Origin of the sequence: Halorubrum trapanicum (assembly GCF_002355655.1) — an archaeon.
In the GTDB taxonomy this organism is placed as follows: domain Archaea; phylum Halobacteriota; class Halobacteria; order Halobacteriales; family Haloferacaceae; genus Halorubrum; species Halorubrum trapanicum_A.
Window position 1 is genome coordinate 1,039,416 of record NZ_AP017569.1, and the last position, 15,260, is coordinate 1,054,675.

The following is a 15,260-nucleotide window of genomic DNA, read 5'->3' on the forward strand; positions in this document are numbered from 1 at the left end:
CATCCGGTCAGAAGCGCGTGCGACCGCCGCCCCCGCTCGCGTCGTCGCGGCCGAGCGCCTTCTTTAAGAAGTTCATCCAGCGCTTCCGGTCGGCGGCCTCCTGCCGTTTCGCCTCCGTCTCCGGGTCGGGCGCGTCGAGCCCCTCTAACGCCTCCAGCGCGCGGTCGATGCCGATGATCGACGCCGCCAGCCGCTCGCCCTCCTCGTAGCTCACCTCGTTCTCCTCGATGCGTTCGAGCCGGTCGATCCGCTCGCGCCGCAGGTTCCGCTTCGCGCGCTCGACGCGGTCGCGCTCGCCGGGCGGAACGGTGTCGCGGCGCTTGATCTCGAAGACGAACGACCGCAGGTCGATCGCCTCGCCCTGGATCTCGATCGACTCGGGGATGTCGACGCCGATCGTCGAGGACTCCCGCTCGACCCGTTCCAAGAGCTGTTTTCGCTCGAACTCCTTCACGCCGAGCCGGTAGGGGACGGGCGCACTTCGCTCCTTCGCCCCCCGGTCGTCGCCGGCCGAACGAAGCGGGCGTCACTCGAAGAGACGACGTTAACCGCGTCGCGCCGCAACCGGGTCGCATGGAGTCGCTCGAAGCCGAACTCGCCGCGGCCCGCGACCTCGACGTCGCGGAGCTGGCGAACGCCATCGAGTCCATCGGCTTCGAGTGCACGCGCTGTGGCGGCTGCTGTACCGGCTACGCGCCCGACGAACCGGGCGGCGCGCCGGAGGGAGCGGGGAAAGATGAGGACGCGGCCGAGGACGACGGAGCGGGAGGCGCCGAGAGCGAGTCCGGCTGCCACGACGGCGACGACGCCGACCGCGAGCCCCACACCGCGACCGTCTTCCCGGACGAGGTCCGCCGCGTCGCCGACGCCGCCGAGGAGGAGTTCGGCGAGGCGTACGACTGGCGCGACGTGGCCCGGCCGATGCCGTTCGGCCTCGACGCGGACGGAGAGGGAGGACCGTCCGGCGAGACGTTCGAGTGGGCGCTCGCGACCGACGGCTGCGGCGACTGCACCTTCTACGAGGAGTCGGACGGCCAGGGTGCCTGTACGGTCCACGACGCGCGCCCGCTGATCTGCCGGACCTACCCGTTCAGCGTCGCCTTAGAGGGGACGAGCCAGCCGATGGGCGAGGCGGTCGACGAGGCGGGCGTCGTCCGCGCCCACGAGTGCGAGGGGCTCGGCCGCGACATCTCCCGCGACGACGCCGAGGAGTTGGCCGGCGCGCTGAAGGAGCGCGCGGTGCGCGAGCTGGAGGAGGCGATCGGCGTCCGCGACGGCTACGACCCCGGCGCGCGAGAGCGGGCCGCCGGCGACGTCGTCGTCTTCGACTCCGAGGGCCCGAAGGAGGCCGACGGGACCCCCGTCCGCGAAGGGTAGCGACCGCCCGGATCCGCGTCGCTCTCAGACGACGTCCAGCGCCGCGTCCACGTCGGCGCGAATGTCCTCGCGGGCGGCCTCGTCCGGGAGCGTGAGCGGCGGGCGCACGGCCGGATCCGGGACGAAGCCGCGGTGGGCGGCCGCGACCTTCGTCGCGGGCGCGAAGCCGTGGTCGCCGCAGCGGGCGAACAGCGGCCTGACCGCGCGGCGGTGGAGGGTCAGCGCGCGCTCGTCGTCGCCGTCGCGGATCGCCTCGCCGAGCGCGACGAAGACCTCCGGGATCACCTGTGAGAGCGCGTGGATCCCGCCGTCGACGCCGAGGCTCGCGCTCGGGTACAACAGCGCGTCGACGCCCTGGAAGACCGTGAACTCGTCCGGGGTCCGGTCGACGGCGGTGTCGACCGCCGAGACGTCGCCGCTGGTGTCCTTCAGCCCGACGATCGAGTCGCGCTCGGCGACGGCCGCGAGCACGTCGGGGTCGATCGGCTCGCCGACCGTCGAGGGGATGTCGTAGAGGTAGATCGGGAGCGGCGCGTCGTCGGCGACCGCGTCGAGGAAGTCACGCTGTCCCGCCGGCGCCGTCGAGTTGTGGTAGTACGGGAGGGTGACCAGCGCCGCGTCCGCGCCGGCCGCGTCGACGGCGTCGAGGCGCTCGCGGACCCCCGCGACCGAGGTGTCCGCCGCGCCGGCGATCACCGGCACGCGCCCGTCGGCCGCGTCGACGACCGTCTCGACCACGGTCCACCGCTCCTCGTCGGTGAGGCTGGCGAACTCGCCCGTGGTCCCGCAGGGGACGATCCCGTCGAGCCCGGCCTCGACGAGCGCGTCGACGTGGTCCGCGAGCGCGTCGGTGTCGACGTCGCCGCCGGCGTCGAACGGGGTGACGATCGGTGGTGAAACGGCGCCGTGTCGGAACTCCGGTGCTGTCATGGGGCCTGATTCGGCCGGGCGTGACAAAGACCTTCGTCCCGTGACGAGGAGTTCCGGGGGTAGTGGGGATCCGGAGGCGGCGGGGCTCCGAAGGCGACGGCGCTCCGAAGGCGACGGCGCTCCGAAGGCGACGGCGCTCCGAAGGCGACGGCGCTCCGGGAACCGGCCGAGACTCGGATCGGCGCGACGCCTGACTGTGTCGGCGGTACAACTATACTGGCTCGCGATCAGTCTCCGGTGGAGTCTACTATGGAAATCTCCGAGAAGCTCCTCTGTCTGTTCAGCGCGGAAGTTCGCGAGACCGACGACGGCGAGTACGTCGTCGACGTGCCCGACCGAGAGATCGACGCCGGATCGCTGGAACCGGGCGAGACGTACCGCGTCGCGCTCGTCGCCCGCGACGGGACCGCGGCGTCGGCGGACGGCGCCGACGCCTCCCCCTCGCGGAACGACGACGGACCGCAGCCCCCGGTCGAGCCGGGTGAGATGCGCTACGTCGAGATCGAGGACCTCGGCAAGCAGGGCGACGGGATCGCCCGCGTCGAGCGCGGGTACGTGATCATCGTCCCCGACACCGAGGTCGGCGAGCGCGTGAAGATCGAAGTGACCGAAGTGAAGTCCAACTTCGCCGTCGGCGAAGTCGTCGAAGAGGCGGGCTGAGCGGCTACGATCGTTCTTTCAGCGGCGGGACAGGACGTGTCGAACCCGTCGCGCCGCTCACTCCTCGCCCGTCACCCGGGCGTCCCAGTACGACACCGAGGCGACGTAGTCGCCGGGAATCGTGTCGCCGACGAGTTCGTCGAGCGTCCGGAACGGCTTCGCGACGGCGCCCGGGAGCTCGCGGTAGAAGCCGTACGGCAACACGAAGTCGTGCTCCTCGTTCGCGAGCGTGAGCCCCGCCTCGCCGAGCATGGCGGCGACCTGCCGCTCCGAGTAGAGCCGCGAGCCCATCGGGAGCAGCCAGGTGTACAGCGTCCGCAGGCTGCGGCCGTTGAACGTGTCGAAGAACACCTGATCGCGGCTGACCCGGCGGAGCTCCTTCGCGAACGGGACCGGGTCCTCCATCAGGTGGAAGAAGCGCATCGCGACGACCGTGTCGAAGTGGTCGTCGGGGAACGGGAGCCGCGAGGCGTCCCCGCGGAGGAACTCGACCGCGTCGGCGTGCCCGGCGGCGGCGACCTTCTCGCGGGCCTGTTCGAGCATCTCGCGGGAGACGTCGAGCCCGACGACATCCGCGCCCTGGTCGGCGAGCATCGTCGTGAACCGACCGGTGCCGCAGGCGACCTCCAGCACGCGGTGGCCCGGGTCGATCGGGCCGAGCGCGGCGAGGACGGCCTCCTTCTCGCGGCGGTCGATGAGCTGTCCGCCGCCGGAGAAGCGGACATCGTCGTACTCCTCGGCGACCTCGTCGGCCTGGTACCAGTCCTGTCCCTTCACGTTGTCCGTGATGGAGGCCGGACCGACAAAACCGTACTGGATGCGGTCCGGCGACGGCTCCGGTGCGGGCGGCCGGGAACGGCCCGGCGGCGGTCCCGATTCGGGCGGCCGGGAACGGCCCGGCGGTCCGCGGTTACCCGCTCGTGGCGACGTTCTCGGCCGGAATTTTGACGATCACGCGCGCGCCCTCCTCCTCGTCGTGGTGCGGGTACTCGTCGACGCCGAAGTACCGGCGGGCGAGCTCGTCGATGTGCTCGCGCGCGCCCTCCTCGGTCAGCTCCGCCTCGCCGCGGACGGAGACGTACCGGTACGGGTCGTCGGGGTCGAGCACGCTGACGCCGACCTTCGGGTTGTGTCGGACGTTCCGCTCCTTGCGTCGCCCGCGGGCGGTGTTCACGAGGACGTACTCGCGGTCCTCGTGGTCGACCCACACCGGGGTGACGTGGGGGAGCCCGTCAGGTCCGACGGTCGCGAAGTGCGCGTACGACTCGGCTTCGAGGATGTCGACGTGGGACTCGGGTATCACGCGACGTGATAGGGCCCCGCGTCGGAAAACCTACCTCATAGATCGTCTATGATTGGCGGACGAAAAGTGATATTAACACATTATATTATCACAGGCAGATTCCCCTATATGTAGCCAACCTTTACCACTACCCACGAGATTCGTGTGAGACATGAGTACCAGTCCCGCGGAGACCGCTGACCAAGACCGCCTGTCGGAGTCCGAGTACCGCGACCGCCTGCGCGAGCTGCCCCCGAGCGCCAAGCTCGTCGCGAAGGTACTGGAGGGGGACGCCCCCCTCTCGCAGGGCGGCCTCGCCGAGGAGTCGCTGCTGCCCGACCGCACCGTCCGCTACGCGCTCAACCGCCTCGAGGAGGAGGGCCTCGTCGACTCGCGGTACAGCTTCAAGGACGCGCGCAAGCAGGTCTACTACCTGACGACCTGAACGGTTCGCGCGCCGCGACCGCTGACCGCAGCCGACTCGGAGCCGACCCGAGCCGGCCGAACGCACACGCAGTCCTTTTTACCTCCTCGTCCCGATAGCGGCTCGTATGGACCTCTCGGTCGTCGTCCCGACGCTCAACGGTCGGGACCGCTTGGCCGCCTGCCTCGACGCGCTGGCGGTCGACGCGCCGGACGCCGAGGTGATCGTCGTGAACGGTCCCTCGGCCGACGGCACGACCGGCATGGTTCGCGACCGCGACGGCGTCGACGTGCTGGTCGAGATCTCCGACCGCACCGTCAACGTCGCCCGCAACGCCGGCATCGAGGTGGCGACGGGCGACGCGGTCGCGCTGGTGGACTACGACAACCGGATCGAGCCGGGGTGGCGGAACGCGGTCACCGAGGGGCTCGACGCGGCCCCCGTGGTCTCGGGACCGGTAACGCCCGTCCCGCCGAGCGGGGCGGACGCGGGAGCTGACCGCCCGGACGACGCGCCGGGCGACGACCCGAGCGAGCCGGAGCGCAACCGGATCGCCGGCCGGGACGTCACCTACTTCGAGAGCGGGAACGTCGCGTTCCGGCGGGACGCCCTCCGGGACCTCGACGGCTTCGACGAGTACCTCCGGGTCGGCGGCGCGCGCGACGCGGCCCACCGGCTCGCGCGGATGGACCGCGAGGTGGCGTGGCGGCCGGCGATGGCCGCGCGGAAGGAGCTCCCGACCCCGACCGCCGCGGACGGCGGGCGCAGCGCCCACGAGTGGGGCTGGAAGTACCGCGGGCTCGCCTACCGCCTGCTGAAGAACTACGGCGTGCGGCCGACCGTCCTCCTCCGAACGGGATCGCACGCGGTCGGCGACGCGCTCGGCGCCGCGAGGGACGTGGTCCGCGGCGAGTCGACCCCCTCGCGCTGGGCCGCGACGGGCCGCGACGTGCTGGTCGGGCTCACCGGCGGCACCTCCGACGGGCTCGTCGCGCGGCGTCGCGACCGGAGCCCCGCGCGGAACCCGAACGGGGTCTCGACGCGCGCGGACCGCGCCGTCGCGAAGTACGACCGGCGGGCCGAGACGGGCGGCGAGCGCGTCGGGGCCGAAGACGAGGGTGCTGCGGTCGACGACGCCGAGTAGGACCTCGCCGAGTGAGCCCCGGGCCTTTTAACCGGAGCCGCGGCCTACGCTCCGCCAACGAATGGGACTCACGAAGCGCATCATCCCCTGTATCGACGTCGACCTCGACGACGACGGTGACGCCGCGGTGTACACCGGCGTCAACTTCGAGAACTTGGAGTACACGGGCGACCCCGTCGAGCTGGCGAAGAAGTACAACGAGGCGGGCGCCGACGAGTTCGTCTTCCTCGACATCACCGCCAGCGCCGACGGCCGCGAGACGATGCTCGACGTGGTCAACCGGGTCGCCGACGAGTGTTTCATCCCGCTGACGGTCGGCGGCGGCATCCGCACGAAGGCCGACATCAAGGAGACGCTCCGGGCCGGCGCGGACAAGGTGTCCATCACGACCGGCGCCCTGGAGCGCCCGAAACTCATCGAAGAGGGCGCGGCCGCGTTCGGCAGCCAGTGCATCGTCATCTCGGTCGACGCGCGCCGCCGGTACGACGACGAGGGCGAACACTTCTACGAGGACGAGGACGGCGAGACGGTGTGGTTCGAGTGCACGAAGAAGGGCGGCCGCGAGGGCACCGGCATCGACGCCGTCTCGTGGGCGACGGAGGCCGAGGAGCGCGGCGCGGGCGAGCTGTTCGTCAACTCCATCGACAAGGACGGGACGAGGGACGGCTACGACGTCCCGCTGATGAAGGCGGTGGGCGAGGCCGTCTCGACTCCCCTCATCGCCTCTTCCGGTTGCGGGAGCCCGGAGGACATGTACGAGGTGTTCACCGAGGCGAACGCCGACGCCGGGCTCGCGGCCTCCATCTTCCACTTCGGCGACTACTCCATCGAAGAGACGAAGGCGTACCTCGACGAGCGCGGCGTGCCGGTGCGCCGCTGAGCGCGGCGTCTCGGTGTGACGCTGAGCGCGGCGTTCCGATGTCGCCCTGAACGCGGCGTTCCGAACAGACGTTAACTACTTCAGTAGTGTGTATTTTTCCGCGTTCGAAACCAACAGTTATTATCCGACGGAGCGCGAACTGTGACGTATGTCCACGTCCACGTCACCCACGCGTGTTCGCGACGGCTCGCCGGAGCTCGTCTGTAAACGGACCGACGACGGTGACGGCGGCGAGGTGACGTTCTTCGAGCGGGACGTCGACCCGGACGAGCGGACCACCCGGTGGATCACGGTCCGCGAGTCCGACTGCGTCCCCCGCGACGAGTGGCGATAGGAGCGGTTTTACTGCGTTTTTGACGCTCATTTATAAAGCGCTACCAGCGACGCAACGGTGAACGCCTCCAAAGCCCCGGCCGCTCGCTTATAAATAGTCGCTGGCGGATCGACGGCGAACACCGCCAAAGCCCCAGCCGATTGCTTATAAATCGCTGACTGCGGATCGACGGTGAACACCTCCAAAGCCCCAGCCGCGAGGCGGGCACAGGCGAACCACGCTCCTCACTCGTTCGCTCCGATCACTCGTTTCGGTGCTTGCGTCGCCTGAGCCCGCCTCGCGACTGCCCCTTTGAGTCCCGCCCCGCTCAGCAACGCACCTCACGCCTCCCCAGCCTCGCGGTTCGCTCGGGCTCCCTCCGGTCGCCCGTCGCTCACCGCGTCCCTCGCGCGTGCGACTCGCGCCCTGCGGGCGCTCGTCGGCACGCGCCGACCGCAGCGTGGTCGTTTATAAATAGCGTCGCAGTCCGATCAGTCGTCGTCCGCGGCGGCGCGGTCGGCGAACTGCGGCAGTTCGTCGTCGAGCAGCGCGACCGTCGCCAGCCGGATCGCGTGCGGCCAGCCGAGCGGGGTCGCGCTGTCGGGCGTCCCGTCGTCGAAGAACTGCTCGGGGAGGTACGTCGTCGGCTCGCAGAGCGTACCGCCCGGCGAGACGTGCGCGAGCAGGTCGCGGGCCCGGGCCGTCATCTCGGCGGCGCGCGGGTCGTCGTGCGCCGCGAGCAGTGCCGCGAGCTCCGCGCAGGCGTTCGCCCCCCACGCGGTCGAGACGGTCCACACCTTCTCGGAGAGCTGGTCCGCCCGTCGCCAGCCGTCGCCCTCGTAGCGGATCAACCCGGTGACCTCGTCGGTCTCGTGGTGGAGCCCGTCGACGACCGTCTCCACGTGCGAGACCAGCCGGTCGAGGCGCTCGTCGTCGACCGCGCCGACCGCGTCGAACGAGCGGTGCGCGGCCGCGAGCGCCAGCGTGGCGGAGTCGAGCCGGTCGTCGATCCCGCCGTCGAGCGTCTCGCAGACCGCGTAGCAGCCGCGTTCGGGCACCCAGAGGTCGTCGAGCGCGTCGTACACCTCGCGGGCCCGGTCGCGGGCGTGCGCGGCGAGGTCCTCGGGCAGCGAGTCGGCGCCCGGCACGGCGTCGGGGTCGTCGAGCGCGTCGGCGGAGAGACCCTCGCCGTGTCGGCCGAGCTCGCTGTACGCCTCCAAGAACGTCGCGGCGGTGTGCGTGAACCGCCCTGCCGAGTCCTCCCACGCGTTCTGACAGACGACCGGGCGGCCGTCCGGTTCGAGCGTCCGGTCGAGCCCCGCGAGCGCGGCGACCAGCGTGCGGTCGAGCCCCTCAGTGTCGACGCCGGCCGCCCGGGCCCGCGCCAGGTACGCGACGACGCTACCGGTCTGATCGGCCTGGTAGTCGACGTCCGGCCCGTCCTCGATGCGGGCGTTCGCCCACCCGGGCGCGAGCGCGCCGTCGCGGGGCCACACCCGGTGGGGCCACGAGCCGTCGGGGCGCTGCGTGGCGACGTACATCCGCGCGGAGCGGGCGTGCCAGTCGTCGAGGTCGAGGCCGAGCGCGTCGGCGGCGCCGAGGAGGAACCCGGATATCTCCGCGTCGTCGCGGAACCACGTGTAGCCGTAGCCGCCGGAGTGCTCGTAGTAGGGGTCGAAGTCCGGGCCCGCGATCCGGAGCCCGCTGGGGGCGGAGAGCAGCGAGAGGACGCGCAGGTCGGCGACCACGGAGTCGCAGGCGGGCGTCGACTCGGGCACCGAGGGGAGCGCGTCGGCGGCCGCGTCCGCGAGCGCGTCGACGGTGTCGAGGTCGGCGAAGAGCGCGTCGAGGCGCTCGCGGGCCGCCTCGCGGTCGGTCTCGGTCCGGTCCGTCAGCAGCGTGGCGACCGTCGCGACGCCGTCCGAGAACGGGACGTCGGCGATCACCTCGCCGGAGAGCCGCTCCTCCTCGTACCGGTCGCCGTCGCGGTCGCGCGGGAGGTCGGTCGGGTCGTCGGCGAGCAGTTCGGGAAACGTCGCCGGGAGCTGGCCGCGTAGGTCCGCGAAGCCGGTCGCGCTCGCGAGGAAGTCGTGCTCGTCGGCGTGGTACACCTCGACGGCGTCGTCGAACCGGAGCTGTCCCACGCGGTCGTCGCGGCCGTCGGGCGCGAAGCGGGCGTAGACGACGAGCGAGGCGTCCGCGGGGTCGACGTCGTTGTCCGCGAACTCGACCGACGCCCGAGTGAGATGCGCGTCGCCGAGCGTGACGTCGTGGCGGGTCACGGTCGCGCGCGGCGTCTCGTGGACCGTCTCGACCAGCGCGGTGTCGCCGACGTACCGCTGGGTCGTCTCGGCCTCGTCGAGCCACGCCACCTCGTCGCCGACGGCGAGGCCGATCCGGGACCGGACGAGCCCCGTCCGGCCGGTGAGCGGGTAGCCGAAGTCGCGGAGTTCGCCGTCGTCGCCGACGTGGACGAGCCGGCCGTCGCCGCCCGAAAACCGGCCGGAGACGGTGCGCCGCTCGCCGGGGAAGCGCGTCCCGTCGCCGGCGTGACGCTTGTAGTCGTCGAGCGCGTCGCGGAGCTGCATTACGCGAACACACGCCGCCGGCCGGTATGAAGCTTTGGTGTAATTATTGTTCATTCGTTTAGCGAACGGAAACCCTCAAACCGCGGCGCGACGAGAGGCGGAGCGTGCACGAACCCGGCCCCCCGCGAACGACGAGCGTCGGCGAGCCCGTCGAGCTGGCGCCGCGATCCCCCGACCCCGACGGGACCTACCGCTGGACCGTCCGCGACGCGCCCGCCGACAGCGACCTCTCCCCCGGAGACGGTCCGGACCCGGACGCGACGGGCCCGCCGAGTTCGGCGACCGCGGTCGAGGACGAGGAGCCATCGACCGCGGACGCCTCGTCGGCGGTGCTGCGCGCGGGCGAGACGGGCCGCGGCGACGACCCGGTCGTCCACCTCGCGCCCGACGCCCCCGGGACCTACGTCCTCGCGCTCGACGCGCCCGACGGCGTCCACCGCCAGCGCGTCAGGGTCTTCCCCGACGAGCGGCGCGAGGCGGCGATCCGCGTCTCGGCCGACGACCTCGCCGTCGAGGAGGGCGAGGTCGACCGCGTCTCCCTGCTGTGGCCGCACAACGAGAACCGGCTCGCGCTCGATCACGCCGAGCGCGACGGCGACGAGTGGGTCGCCTCGGTCCGCGTCCCGCCGGGGCGACACGGCTACGGCTTCGTCCCGAACGGCGACCGCTCGGCGGCGGTTCACGGGGAGTGCGAGGTGCCCGGCCCCGGCCGACCGCGCCTCTCGCTGGACGCGACAGTCGTCGAGGCCGACGAGCCCGGTGACGACGGAGGGAGCGACCGGCTCCGACTGACCGCCGCGGTCGAGCCCGCTCCGGCGGTCGACGAGGTCGAGCGCGGCGGCGACCCGGACGCGCTCGACGCGACGTTCCTCGTCGACGACCGCGACGCCGACCCGGAGACGGTCGCGGCGGTCGAGTCGCGCGCGGACGGCCGGACGCTCACGGTCCCGCTCGACGACCTCCCCGAGTCGGTCCGGATCCACGCGGTCCCGCGCGGCGAGCGGTACGGCGCCGCGGAGACGGTGCGGATCGAGACGGGTGGAACCGACGCGAACTCCGAGGGGGGCGTCGACGACGCGGTCGCGGTCGCCGACCCGAACCCGACGCCCGAGTGGGCCGAGTCGCCGACGGTCTACGAGGTGTTCGTGCGGTCGTTCGCGGGCGACACGCTGCCGACGACGTTCCGGGAGATCGAGCGCCGGGTCGAGTACCTGGAGCACCTCGGCGTCGACGCGCTGTGGCTCACCCCCGTCCTCGCGTCGCCGACCGAGCACGGCTACCACGTCACCGACTACGACGACACCGCCGCGGACCTCGGCTCCCGCGAGGCGTTCGAGTCCTTGGTCGACGCCTGCCACGACGCCGGGATCCGCGTGATATTCGATCTGGTGATCAACCACACCTCCCGCGACCACCCCGCCTTCCAGCTCCACTCTGCCGGCGTCGACGCGTACGCCGACCACTACCGGCGGACCGACGGGGCCGCCGACGTGACCGGGATCGACTGGGCCGAGCTCGGCGAGGGGGACATGCCCGACTACTACTTCGAGTGGGGGCGGATCCCGAACCTCAACTACGACAGCCCGACCGTCCGCGAGTGGCTGCTCGGCGTCGTCGACGAGTGGGCCGGCGTCGTCGACGGGTTCCGCGCCGACGTGGCGTGGGGGGTCCCGCACGGCTTCTGGAAGGAGGTCGCCGACCGCGTCCCGGACGACGTCCTCCTCCTCGACGAGACGATCCCGCACGACCCGTTCTACGGCGAGGGCGAGTTCCACCGCCACTACGACACCTCGCTGTACGAGACGCTCCGCGCGGTCGGCGCGGGCGAGGCGCCGGCGGACGCGGTCGAGACCGCCCTCGCGCGCGGCGAGTGGCTCGGCTTCGACGACCCCGCTTCCCAGATGCGCTACGTCGAGAACCACGACGAGGACCGGTACCTCGCCGAGCACGGCCGAGCGGCCCTCCGCGCGGCCGCGGCCGTGACGTTCACGCTGCCGGGCGCGCCGATGATCTACGCGGGACAGGAGCGCGGCAACGAGACGTACCGGGGCCCGATCCGGTGGCACGACGGCGACAACGGCCTCACCGAGTTCCACCGCCGGCTGGCCGCGCTGCGCGAGGCGGAACCGCTCCTCCGCGACGGAGCCGTGAGGTTTGACGACCGGGCGGCCGACGCCCGCGTCGTCGAGGGGGACGCCGAGCGCGTGCTCGCCTACGAGCGGACGCCGCCGGCGGACGGGGCGGCCGACGGCGGCGACGCCGATCGCGACCCGCTCCTCGTCGTCGCCAACTTCGCCGAGGCGTCGGCGACCGTCGCCGTGCCCGACGGAGTCGAGGCCGACCTGTTCGGGGGCGACGAGGAGATACTCGGAGCGAGCGACGCGAGCGACGATGAGGCGGAAGACGGCGAGACCAGAATCGAGGTCGACGCGGTCGCGGTCCTCCGCTGACTGCCGTCGAACCGCGGACGGCGCCCGCGAGAGCGCCGACGCCGGGGCGGCGGTCTGACGCCCCGGACCGACCCTTATAAGTGCCGCTCGGAAGAGGCGTGCGTATGGACGACCGGACGCTGACCGACCTCCTCCGTCGCTTCGGGCTCTCGGACAAGGAGGTCGACACCTATCTCAGTCTGCTGGAACACGGCGAGGCGAAGGCGAGCACCGTCGCCGACGCGGCGGGCGTCTCGAAGCGGTACGTCTACAGCGTGAGCGAGTCGCTGGAGGAGCGCGGCTTCGTCGAGGTGAACGACCACGTCGTGCCGACGACGATCCGCGCGAACCCGCCCGACGAGGTGATAGACCGGCTCCGGTCCGACGTGGACGCGATGCGGCCCGGGCTGGCGGAGCGCTACTCCCGCGTGGAGCGCCAGGCCGAGCAGTTCGAGGTGATCAAGTCGCGGGCCACCGTGATCAAGCGGATCCGGTCGCTGCTCGCTGACGCCGAAAGCGAGGTCGCGCTGTCGATCACCGCGAAGCAGCTCCCCGAGGTGAAGGAGGCGCTCGCCGACGCGGTCGACCGCGGCGTGCTCGTCCTGCTCGTGGTCTCCGACGCGGCCGCGGACCTCGACGCGGACGACCCCGCGCTGTCGGGCGTCGCGAACGTCGTCCGGACGTGGAGCGAGGCGATGCCGACGCTGCTCACCGTCGACTCCGCGGCCGGCGTCGTCTCCCCGCCCGAGCTGCTCCGCCGGTCGACGACCGACCGACAGGCGATCGCCTTCGCGCAGGAGCAGCTCGCGCCGGTGATCGTCGGCTCCTTCCTCGGGAACTACTGGCCCGCCGCGACCGAGCTCGCCGTCGCCGATCCGGCGCCGCTCCCGGCCGAGTACACCGACTTCAGGCACACCGTCCTCCAGGCGACGCTGCGGCTCCGCGCCGGCGACCAGCCGCGGGTGACCGTCGGCGGCCGGTGGACCGACGACGACGAGCCGGCCGAGGTCGTCGGCCGCGTCGTCGAGGCACGACAGGGGATGGTCGAGCCGACGAACAACGAGTTCCCGGTCGAGCACTCGCTCGTCGTCGAGACCGACGACGGCGACGTCACCGTCGGGGGCCAGGGCGCGTTCGTCGAGGACGTCGAGGCCGACCTCGTCCGGATCGAATCCGACGCGGAATAAGGCGGCGACGCGGGCGCCGAGTCGCGGTGAATCGGAGCGCCGGAATCCGGGGCGGCGAGCCGGATCGCGCGGCGGGCGGCGCGTCGCCGCGGCGGCGGTCAGTTCCCCGAGGGGACCGACGCGGTCGACGGGCCGCCGTCGAGGGAGGGAGCGTCCGGGTCGACCCTGACCCACCAGTCCGAATCTGCCGAGTCGCCGGCACCCGCGAGGAGGGCGATCCCGGCGATCCGCCCGCGCGAATCCCGACGGCACACCTCTAGGGCGGCCGGGAGGGTCGCGACCCGTCCGTCGGCGGGCGACAGCGCGTACCCGGTGATCCGGACCGTCGCGTCGTCGTCCGGGCCCCCGGCGTTCGAGGCCGGTCCCGCGTCGTCGACGCGCTCGTAGCCCTCGACGAGTCCGACGGCCGCGAGGCGGTCGAACGCCGCGCCGACCGGGTCGCCGGCGGACGGCTCCGGCGGGTCGGGGAGGCGCTCGGCGGCGTCGGCCACCACCGCCGCCTGCGTCGTCGGACCGAGGTGTCGGTCGAGAGCGGCCGCCATCGCTTCGAGTAGACAGAGGCAGAGGTCGTCGGGGTCGGAGACGCGCTCGGCGAGCGAGAAGTACGCGTCCATGACCGCCGACTCGGCGCGGTCGTGGCCGCCGGCGGAGAGCGCCTCGAACGTCGCCGCGGCCGTCGCGTGACAGAACTCGACGCGGTCGCGGGCCCGTCCGCGCCCCCCGGATCCGTCCGCGTGTCGGCGGTCCGTCGGCCCGCCGTCGCCGCCGGGCCGGCGGTGGGCGGCGCCGTCCACGATCCGATCCGTCAGCTCGTCGGGCGGCGCCACCCCGTCGTCGGGGGCGAACGTCGCGGGATCGTCGGGGGCAGGCGTCGGGGCGTCGTCGGGAGCGGACGTCCGCGCTCCGTCGTCCCGCCCCGTCGGCCGCGAGGGCGGCTCCGCGAACCCCTGTCTGACGACCACGTCGTAGAATGGGAGTTCGGGGTCGTACCGGCGGAGCGCGTCGCGGTACTGCTCCGTCGCCCGGGCCGCCGCGCGGGCGGTCTCGCGGCTGTCGAACCGTAGCCCCGCAGCGGGGACCGGGCGGTCGCCGTACCGCGCGCAGACGAGCGAGAACTCGCCGTCCTCGCTCGCGAGCGATTCGATGTGGTCCGCGATGTCGAGTAGGGTGGTTCCGATCACGGTCGAGTGGGTCCGGTCGCGTGCGTTCAGTCCTCCAGGCTCGGGTGCGTCTCCTGCGGGTCCGGGTGCGGCTCGGCGAACCGCTCGCGGGTCGCGTCGAGCGCGGCCGCCTCCCGCTCGCGGCGCTCGTCTGCGTCGATCTCCTCGCATCCCGGCGGCACGTCGCGGTCGCGGTCGGTGAAGTACCCCTCGGGCGCGACCCAGTCGTGGTAGAACGGCTCGTCGGACTCCTCCAGCAGCGTCACGGCGACCTCGGCGCCGTGGCCGGCGCACACCGCTGCCTGATGTGGTTTCCGGGCGAGTCGTCCCGCGGCGTACAGCCCGGCGACACCGGTCCGGCCGCGCTCGTCCGCGTCGACGTACTCCTTCCCGCGGTCGACGATCGCGACGCCGTCGAGATCCGCCAGGTAGCCGACCTCGTTCTTCGTCGCGGCGACGACGTGCCGCGCCCGGGTCCGGTCGCCGTCGTCGGTCGCGACGACGAATCGAGCGCCGTCGGCTGCGTCGGCGGCGGGATCAGGGTCGCCGTCGACGGGCGAGACCCGGGCGACGCGCGCGTCGAGGCGGTCCGCGCCGGCGGTCTCCGCCTGCTCGCCGAGCAGGTCAAGTAGTCGACGCGCGTCGACGCCGAGCGGGAAGCCGGGGAAGTTCTCCAGGCGGGCGTTCCGCCGGAGAATCGAACCGCCCGGGTCGACGACGAGGGTGTCGAGGCCCTGCCGCGCGGTGTAGACGGCCGCCGAGAGGCCAGCGACCCCGCCACCGACGACGACGACGTCGCGCGATGCGGTCGGTTCGCCGGTCATCGGCCGGACACCCGTCGGTTCCGTGGGGGGCGGTCGGTCGCCCGCGTCTCGGTCGCGTTCAT

15 protein-coding genes are annotated in these 15,260 nt (G+C 72.5%); 8 read left to right on the plus strand and 7 right to left on the minus strand.

From position 1 onward, the window contains the following. Positions 1–7 precede the first annotated feature (7 nt). Positions 8–454: a DUF5788 family protein gene (locus CPZ01_RS05090; RefSeq protein WP_096393730.1), complete on the minus strand. Its 447-nt coding sequence runs from the start codon at positions 452–454 to the stop codon at positions 8–10. Between the two features lie 119 nt (positions 455–573). Between CPZ01_RS05090 and CPZ01_RS05095 the strand changes: the two genes are divergently transcribed. After that, positions 574–1,377: a YkgJ family cysteine cluster protein gene (locus tag CPZ01_RS05095; RefSeq protein WP_096393731.1), complete on the plus strand. Its 804-nt coding sequence runs from the start codon at positions 574–576 to the stop codon at positions 1,375–1,377. 24 nt (positions 1,378–1,401) lie between these two features. Here the strand turns inward: CPZ01_RS05095 and CPZ01_RS05100 are convergent, their stop codons facing one another. Further along, positions 1,402–2,307 carry a dihydrodipicolinate synthase family protein gene (locus CPZ01_RS05100; RefSeq protein WP_096393732.1) on the minus strand — a complete coding sequence of 302 codons (906 nt, stop codon included), beginning with the start codon at positions 2,305–2,307 and terminating at the stop codon, positions 1,402–1,404. Between the two features lie 249 nt (positions 2,308–2,556). On the opposite strand from CPZ01_RS05100, the gene CPZ01_RS05105 reads away from it, so the two are divergent. Beyond that, positions 2,557–2,967, plus strand: a complete 411-nt coding sequence (locus CPZ01_RS05105; protein WP_096393733.1) for a TRAM domain-containing protein — start codon at positions 2,557–2,559, stop codon at positions 2,965–2,967. A gap of 57 nt (positions 2,968–3,024) precedes the next feature. Here CPZ01_RS05105 and CPZ01_RS05110 read toward each other — a convergent pair whose 3' ends face one another. Next, positions 3,025–3,744, minus strand: a complete 720-nt coding sequence (locus CPZ01_RS05110; RefSeq protein WP_096393734.1) for a class I SAM-dependent methyltransferase — start codon at positions 3,742–3,744, stop codon at positions 3,025–3,027. A gap of 133 nt (positions 3,745–3,877) precedes the next feature. After that, entirely contained in the window at positions 3,878–4,270 is a 393-nt protein-coding gene (locus CPZ01_RS05115; protein ID WP_096393735.1) for a PPOX class F420-dependent oxidoreductase, read from the minus strand. A 151-nt stretch (positions 4,271–4,421) separates the two neighbouring features. Between CPZ01_RS05115 and CPZ01_RS05120 the strand changes: the two genes are divergently transcribed. From CPZ01_RS05120 to CPZ01_RS05135, 4 genes are all read left to right on the plus strand, one after another. Next, positions 4,422–4,694, plus strand: a complete 273-nt coding sequence (locus CPZ01_RS05120) for a helix-turn-helix domain-containing protein (RefSeq protein ID WP_017342472.1) — start codon at positions 4,422–4,424, stop codon at positions 4,692–4,694. A gap of 106 nt (positions 4,695–4,800) precedes the next feature. After that, entirely contained in the window at positions 4,801–5,817 is a 1,017-nt protein-coding gene (locus CPZ01_RS05125; protein WP_096393736.1) for a glycosyltransferase family 2 protein, read from the plus strand. A gap of 61 nt (positions 5,818–5,878) precedes the next feature. Then, on the plus strand, positions 5,879–6,697 hold the full coding sequence (gene hisF / locus CPZ01_RS05130) for an imidazole glycerol phosphate synthase subunit HisF (RefSeq protein WP_096393737.1): 819 nt from the start codon (positions 5,879–5,881) through the stop codon (positions 6,695–6,697). Positions 6,698–6,845: 148 nt separating this feature from the next. Further along, the gene (locus CPZ01_RS05135) at positions 6,846–7,031 is read left to right on the plus strand and encodes a DUF7511 domain-containing protein (protein ID WP_096393738.1); all 186 of its coding nucleotides are present in this window, start codon (positions 6,846–6,848) and stop codon (positions 7,029–7,031) included. 470 nt (positions 7,032–7,501) lie between these two features. On the opposite strand, the gene CPZ01_RS05140 is transcribed toward CPZ01_RS05135, so the two are convergent. Further along, on the minus strand, positions 7,502–9,598 hold the full coding sequence (locus CPZ01_RS05140) for a glycoside hydrolase family 15 protein (protein WP_096393739.1): 2,097 nt from the start codon (positions 9,596–9,598) through the stop codon (positions 7,502–7,504). A 104-nt stretch (positions 9,599–9,702) separates the two neighbouring features. Here CPZ01_RS05140 and CPZ01_RS05145 point away from each other — a divergent pair, with 104 nt between their 5' ends. Both CPZ01_RS05145 and CPZ01_RS05150 read left to right on the plus strand, forming a co-directional pair. Next, complete coding sequence (locus CPZ01_RS05145) at positions 9,703–12,048, plus strand: alpha-amylase family glycosyl hydrolase (RefSeq protein ID WP_096393740.1); 2,346 nt, start codon at positions 9,703–9,705, stop codon at positions 12,046–12,048. 104 nt (positions 12,049–12,152) lie between these two features. After that, positions 12,153–13,214, plus strand: a complete 1,062-nt coding sequence (locus CPZ01_RS05150) for a TrmB family transcriptional regulator (protein ID WP_096393741.1) — start codon at positions 12,153–12,155, stop codon at positions 13,212–13,214. A gap of 98 nt (positions 13,215–13,312) precedes the next feature. Here CPZ01_RS05150 and CPZ01_RS05155 read toward each other — a convergent pair whose 3' ends face one another. Both CPZ01_RS05155 and CPZ01_RS05160 read right to left on the minus strand, forming a co-directional pair. Beyond that, on the minus strand, positions 13,313–14,395 hold the full coding sequence (locus CPZ01_RS05155) for a DUF7551 domain-containing protein (RefSeq protein WP_096393742.1): 1,083 nt from the start codon (positions 14,393–14,395) through the stop codon (positions 13,313–13,315). A 26-nt stretch (positions 14,396–14,421) separates the two neighbouring features. Further along, positions 14,422–15,198 (minus strand): FAD-dependent oxidoreductase, encoded by a 777-nt coding sequence (locus CPZ01_RS05160; RefSeq protein ID WP_096393743.1) that lies wholly within the window; start codon positions 15,196–15,198, stop codon positions 14,422–14,424. Positions 15,199–15,260: the final 62 nt, after the last annotated feature.

What these genes read in the sequence shown, in the direction of transcription:
- CPZ01_RS05095 (WP_096393731.1), top strand. Translation starts at nt 574, where the DNA reads ATGGAGTCGCTCGAAGCCGAACTCGCCGCGGCCCGCGACCTCGACGTC.
- CPZ01_RS05100 (WP_096393732.1), bottom strand. Translation starts at nt 2,307, where the DNA reads ATGACAGCACCGGAGTTCCGACACGGCGCCGTTTCACCACCGATCGTC.
- CPZ01_RS05105 (WP_096393733.1), top strand. Translation starts at nt 2,557, where the DNA reads ATGGAAATCTCCGAGAAGCTCCTCTGTCTGTTCAGCGCGGAAGTTCGC.
- CPZ01_RS05120 (WP_017342472.1), top strand. Translation starts at nt 4,422, where the DNA reads ATGAGTACCAGTCCCGCGGAGACCGCTGACCAAGACCGCCTGTCGGAG.
- CPZ01_RS05125 (WP_096393736.1), top strand. Translation starts at nt 4,801, where the DNA reads ATGGACCTCTCGGTCGTCGTCCCGACGCTCAACGGTCGGGACCGCTTG.
- hisF (WP_096393737.1), top strand. Translation starts at nt 5,879, where the DNA reads ATGGGACTCACGAAGCGCATCATCCCCTGTATCGACGTCGACCTCGAC.
- CPZ01_RS05135 (WP_096393738.1), top strand. Translation starts at nt 6,846, where the DNA reads ATGTCCACGTCCACGTCACCCACGCGTGTTCGCGACGGCTCGCCGGAG.
- CPZ01_RS05140 (WP_096393739.1), bottom strand. Translation starts at nt 9,598, where the DNA reads ATGCAGCTCCGCGACGCGCTCGACGACTACAAGCGTCACGCCGGCGAC.
- CPZ01_RS05150 (WP_096393741.1), top strand. Translation starts at nt 12,153, where the DNA reads ATGGACGACCGGACGCTGACCGACCTCCTCCGTCGCTTCGGGCTCTCG.
- CPZ01_RS05160 (WP_096393743.1), bottom strand. Translation starts at nt 15,198, where the DNA reads ATGACCGGCGAACCGACCGCATCGCGCGACGTCGTCGTCGTCGGTGGC.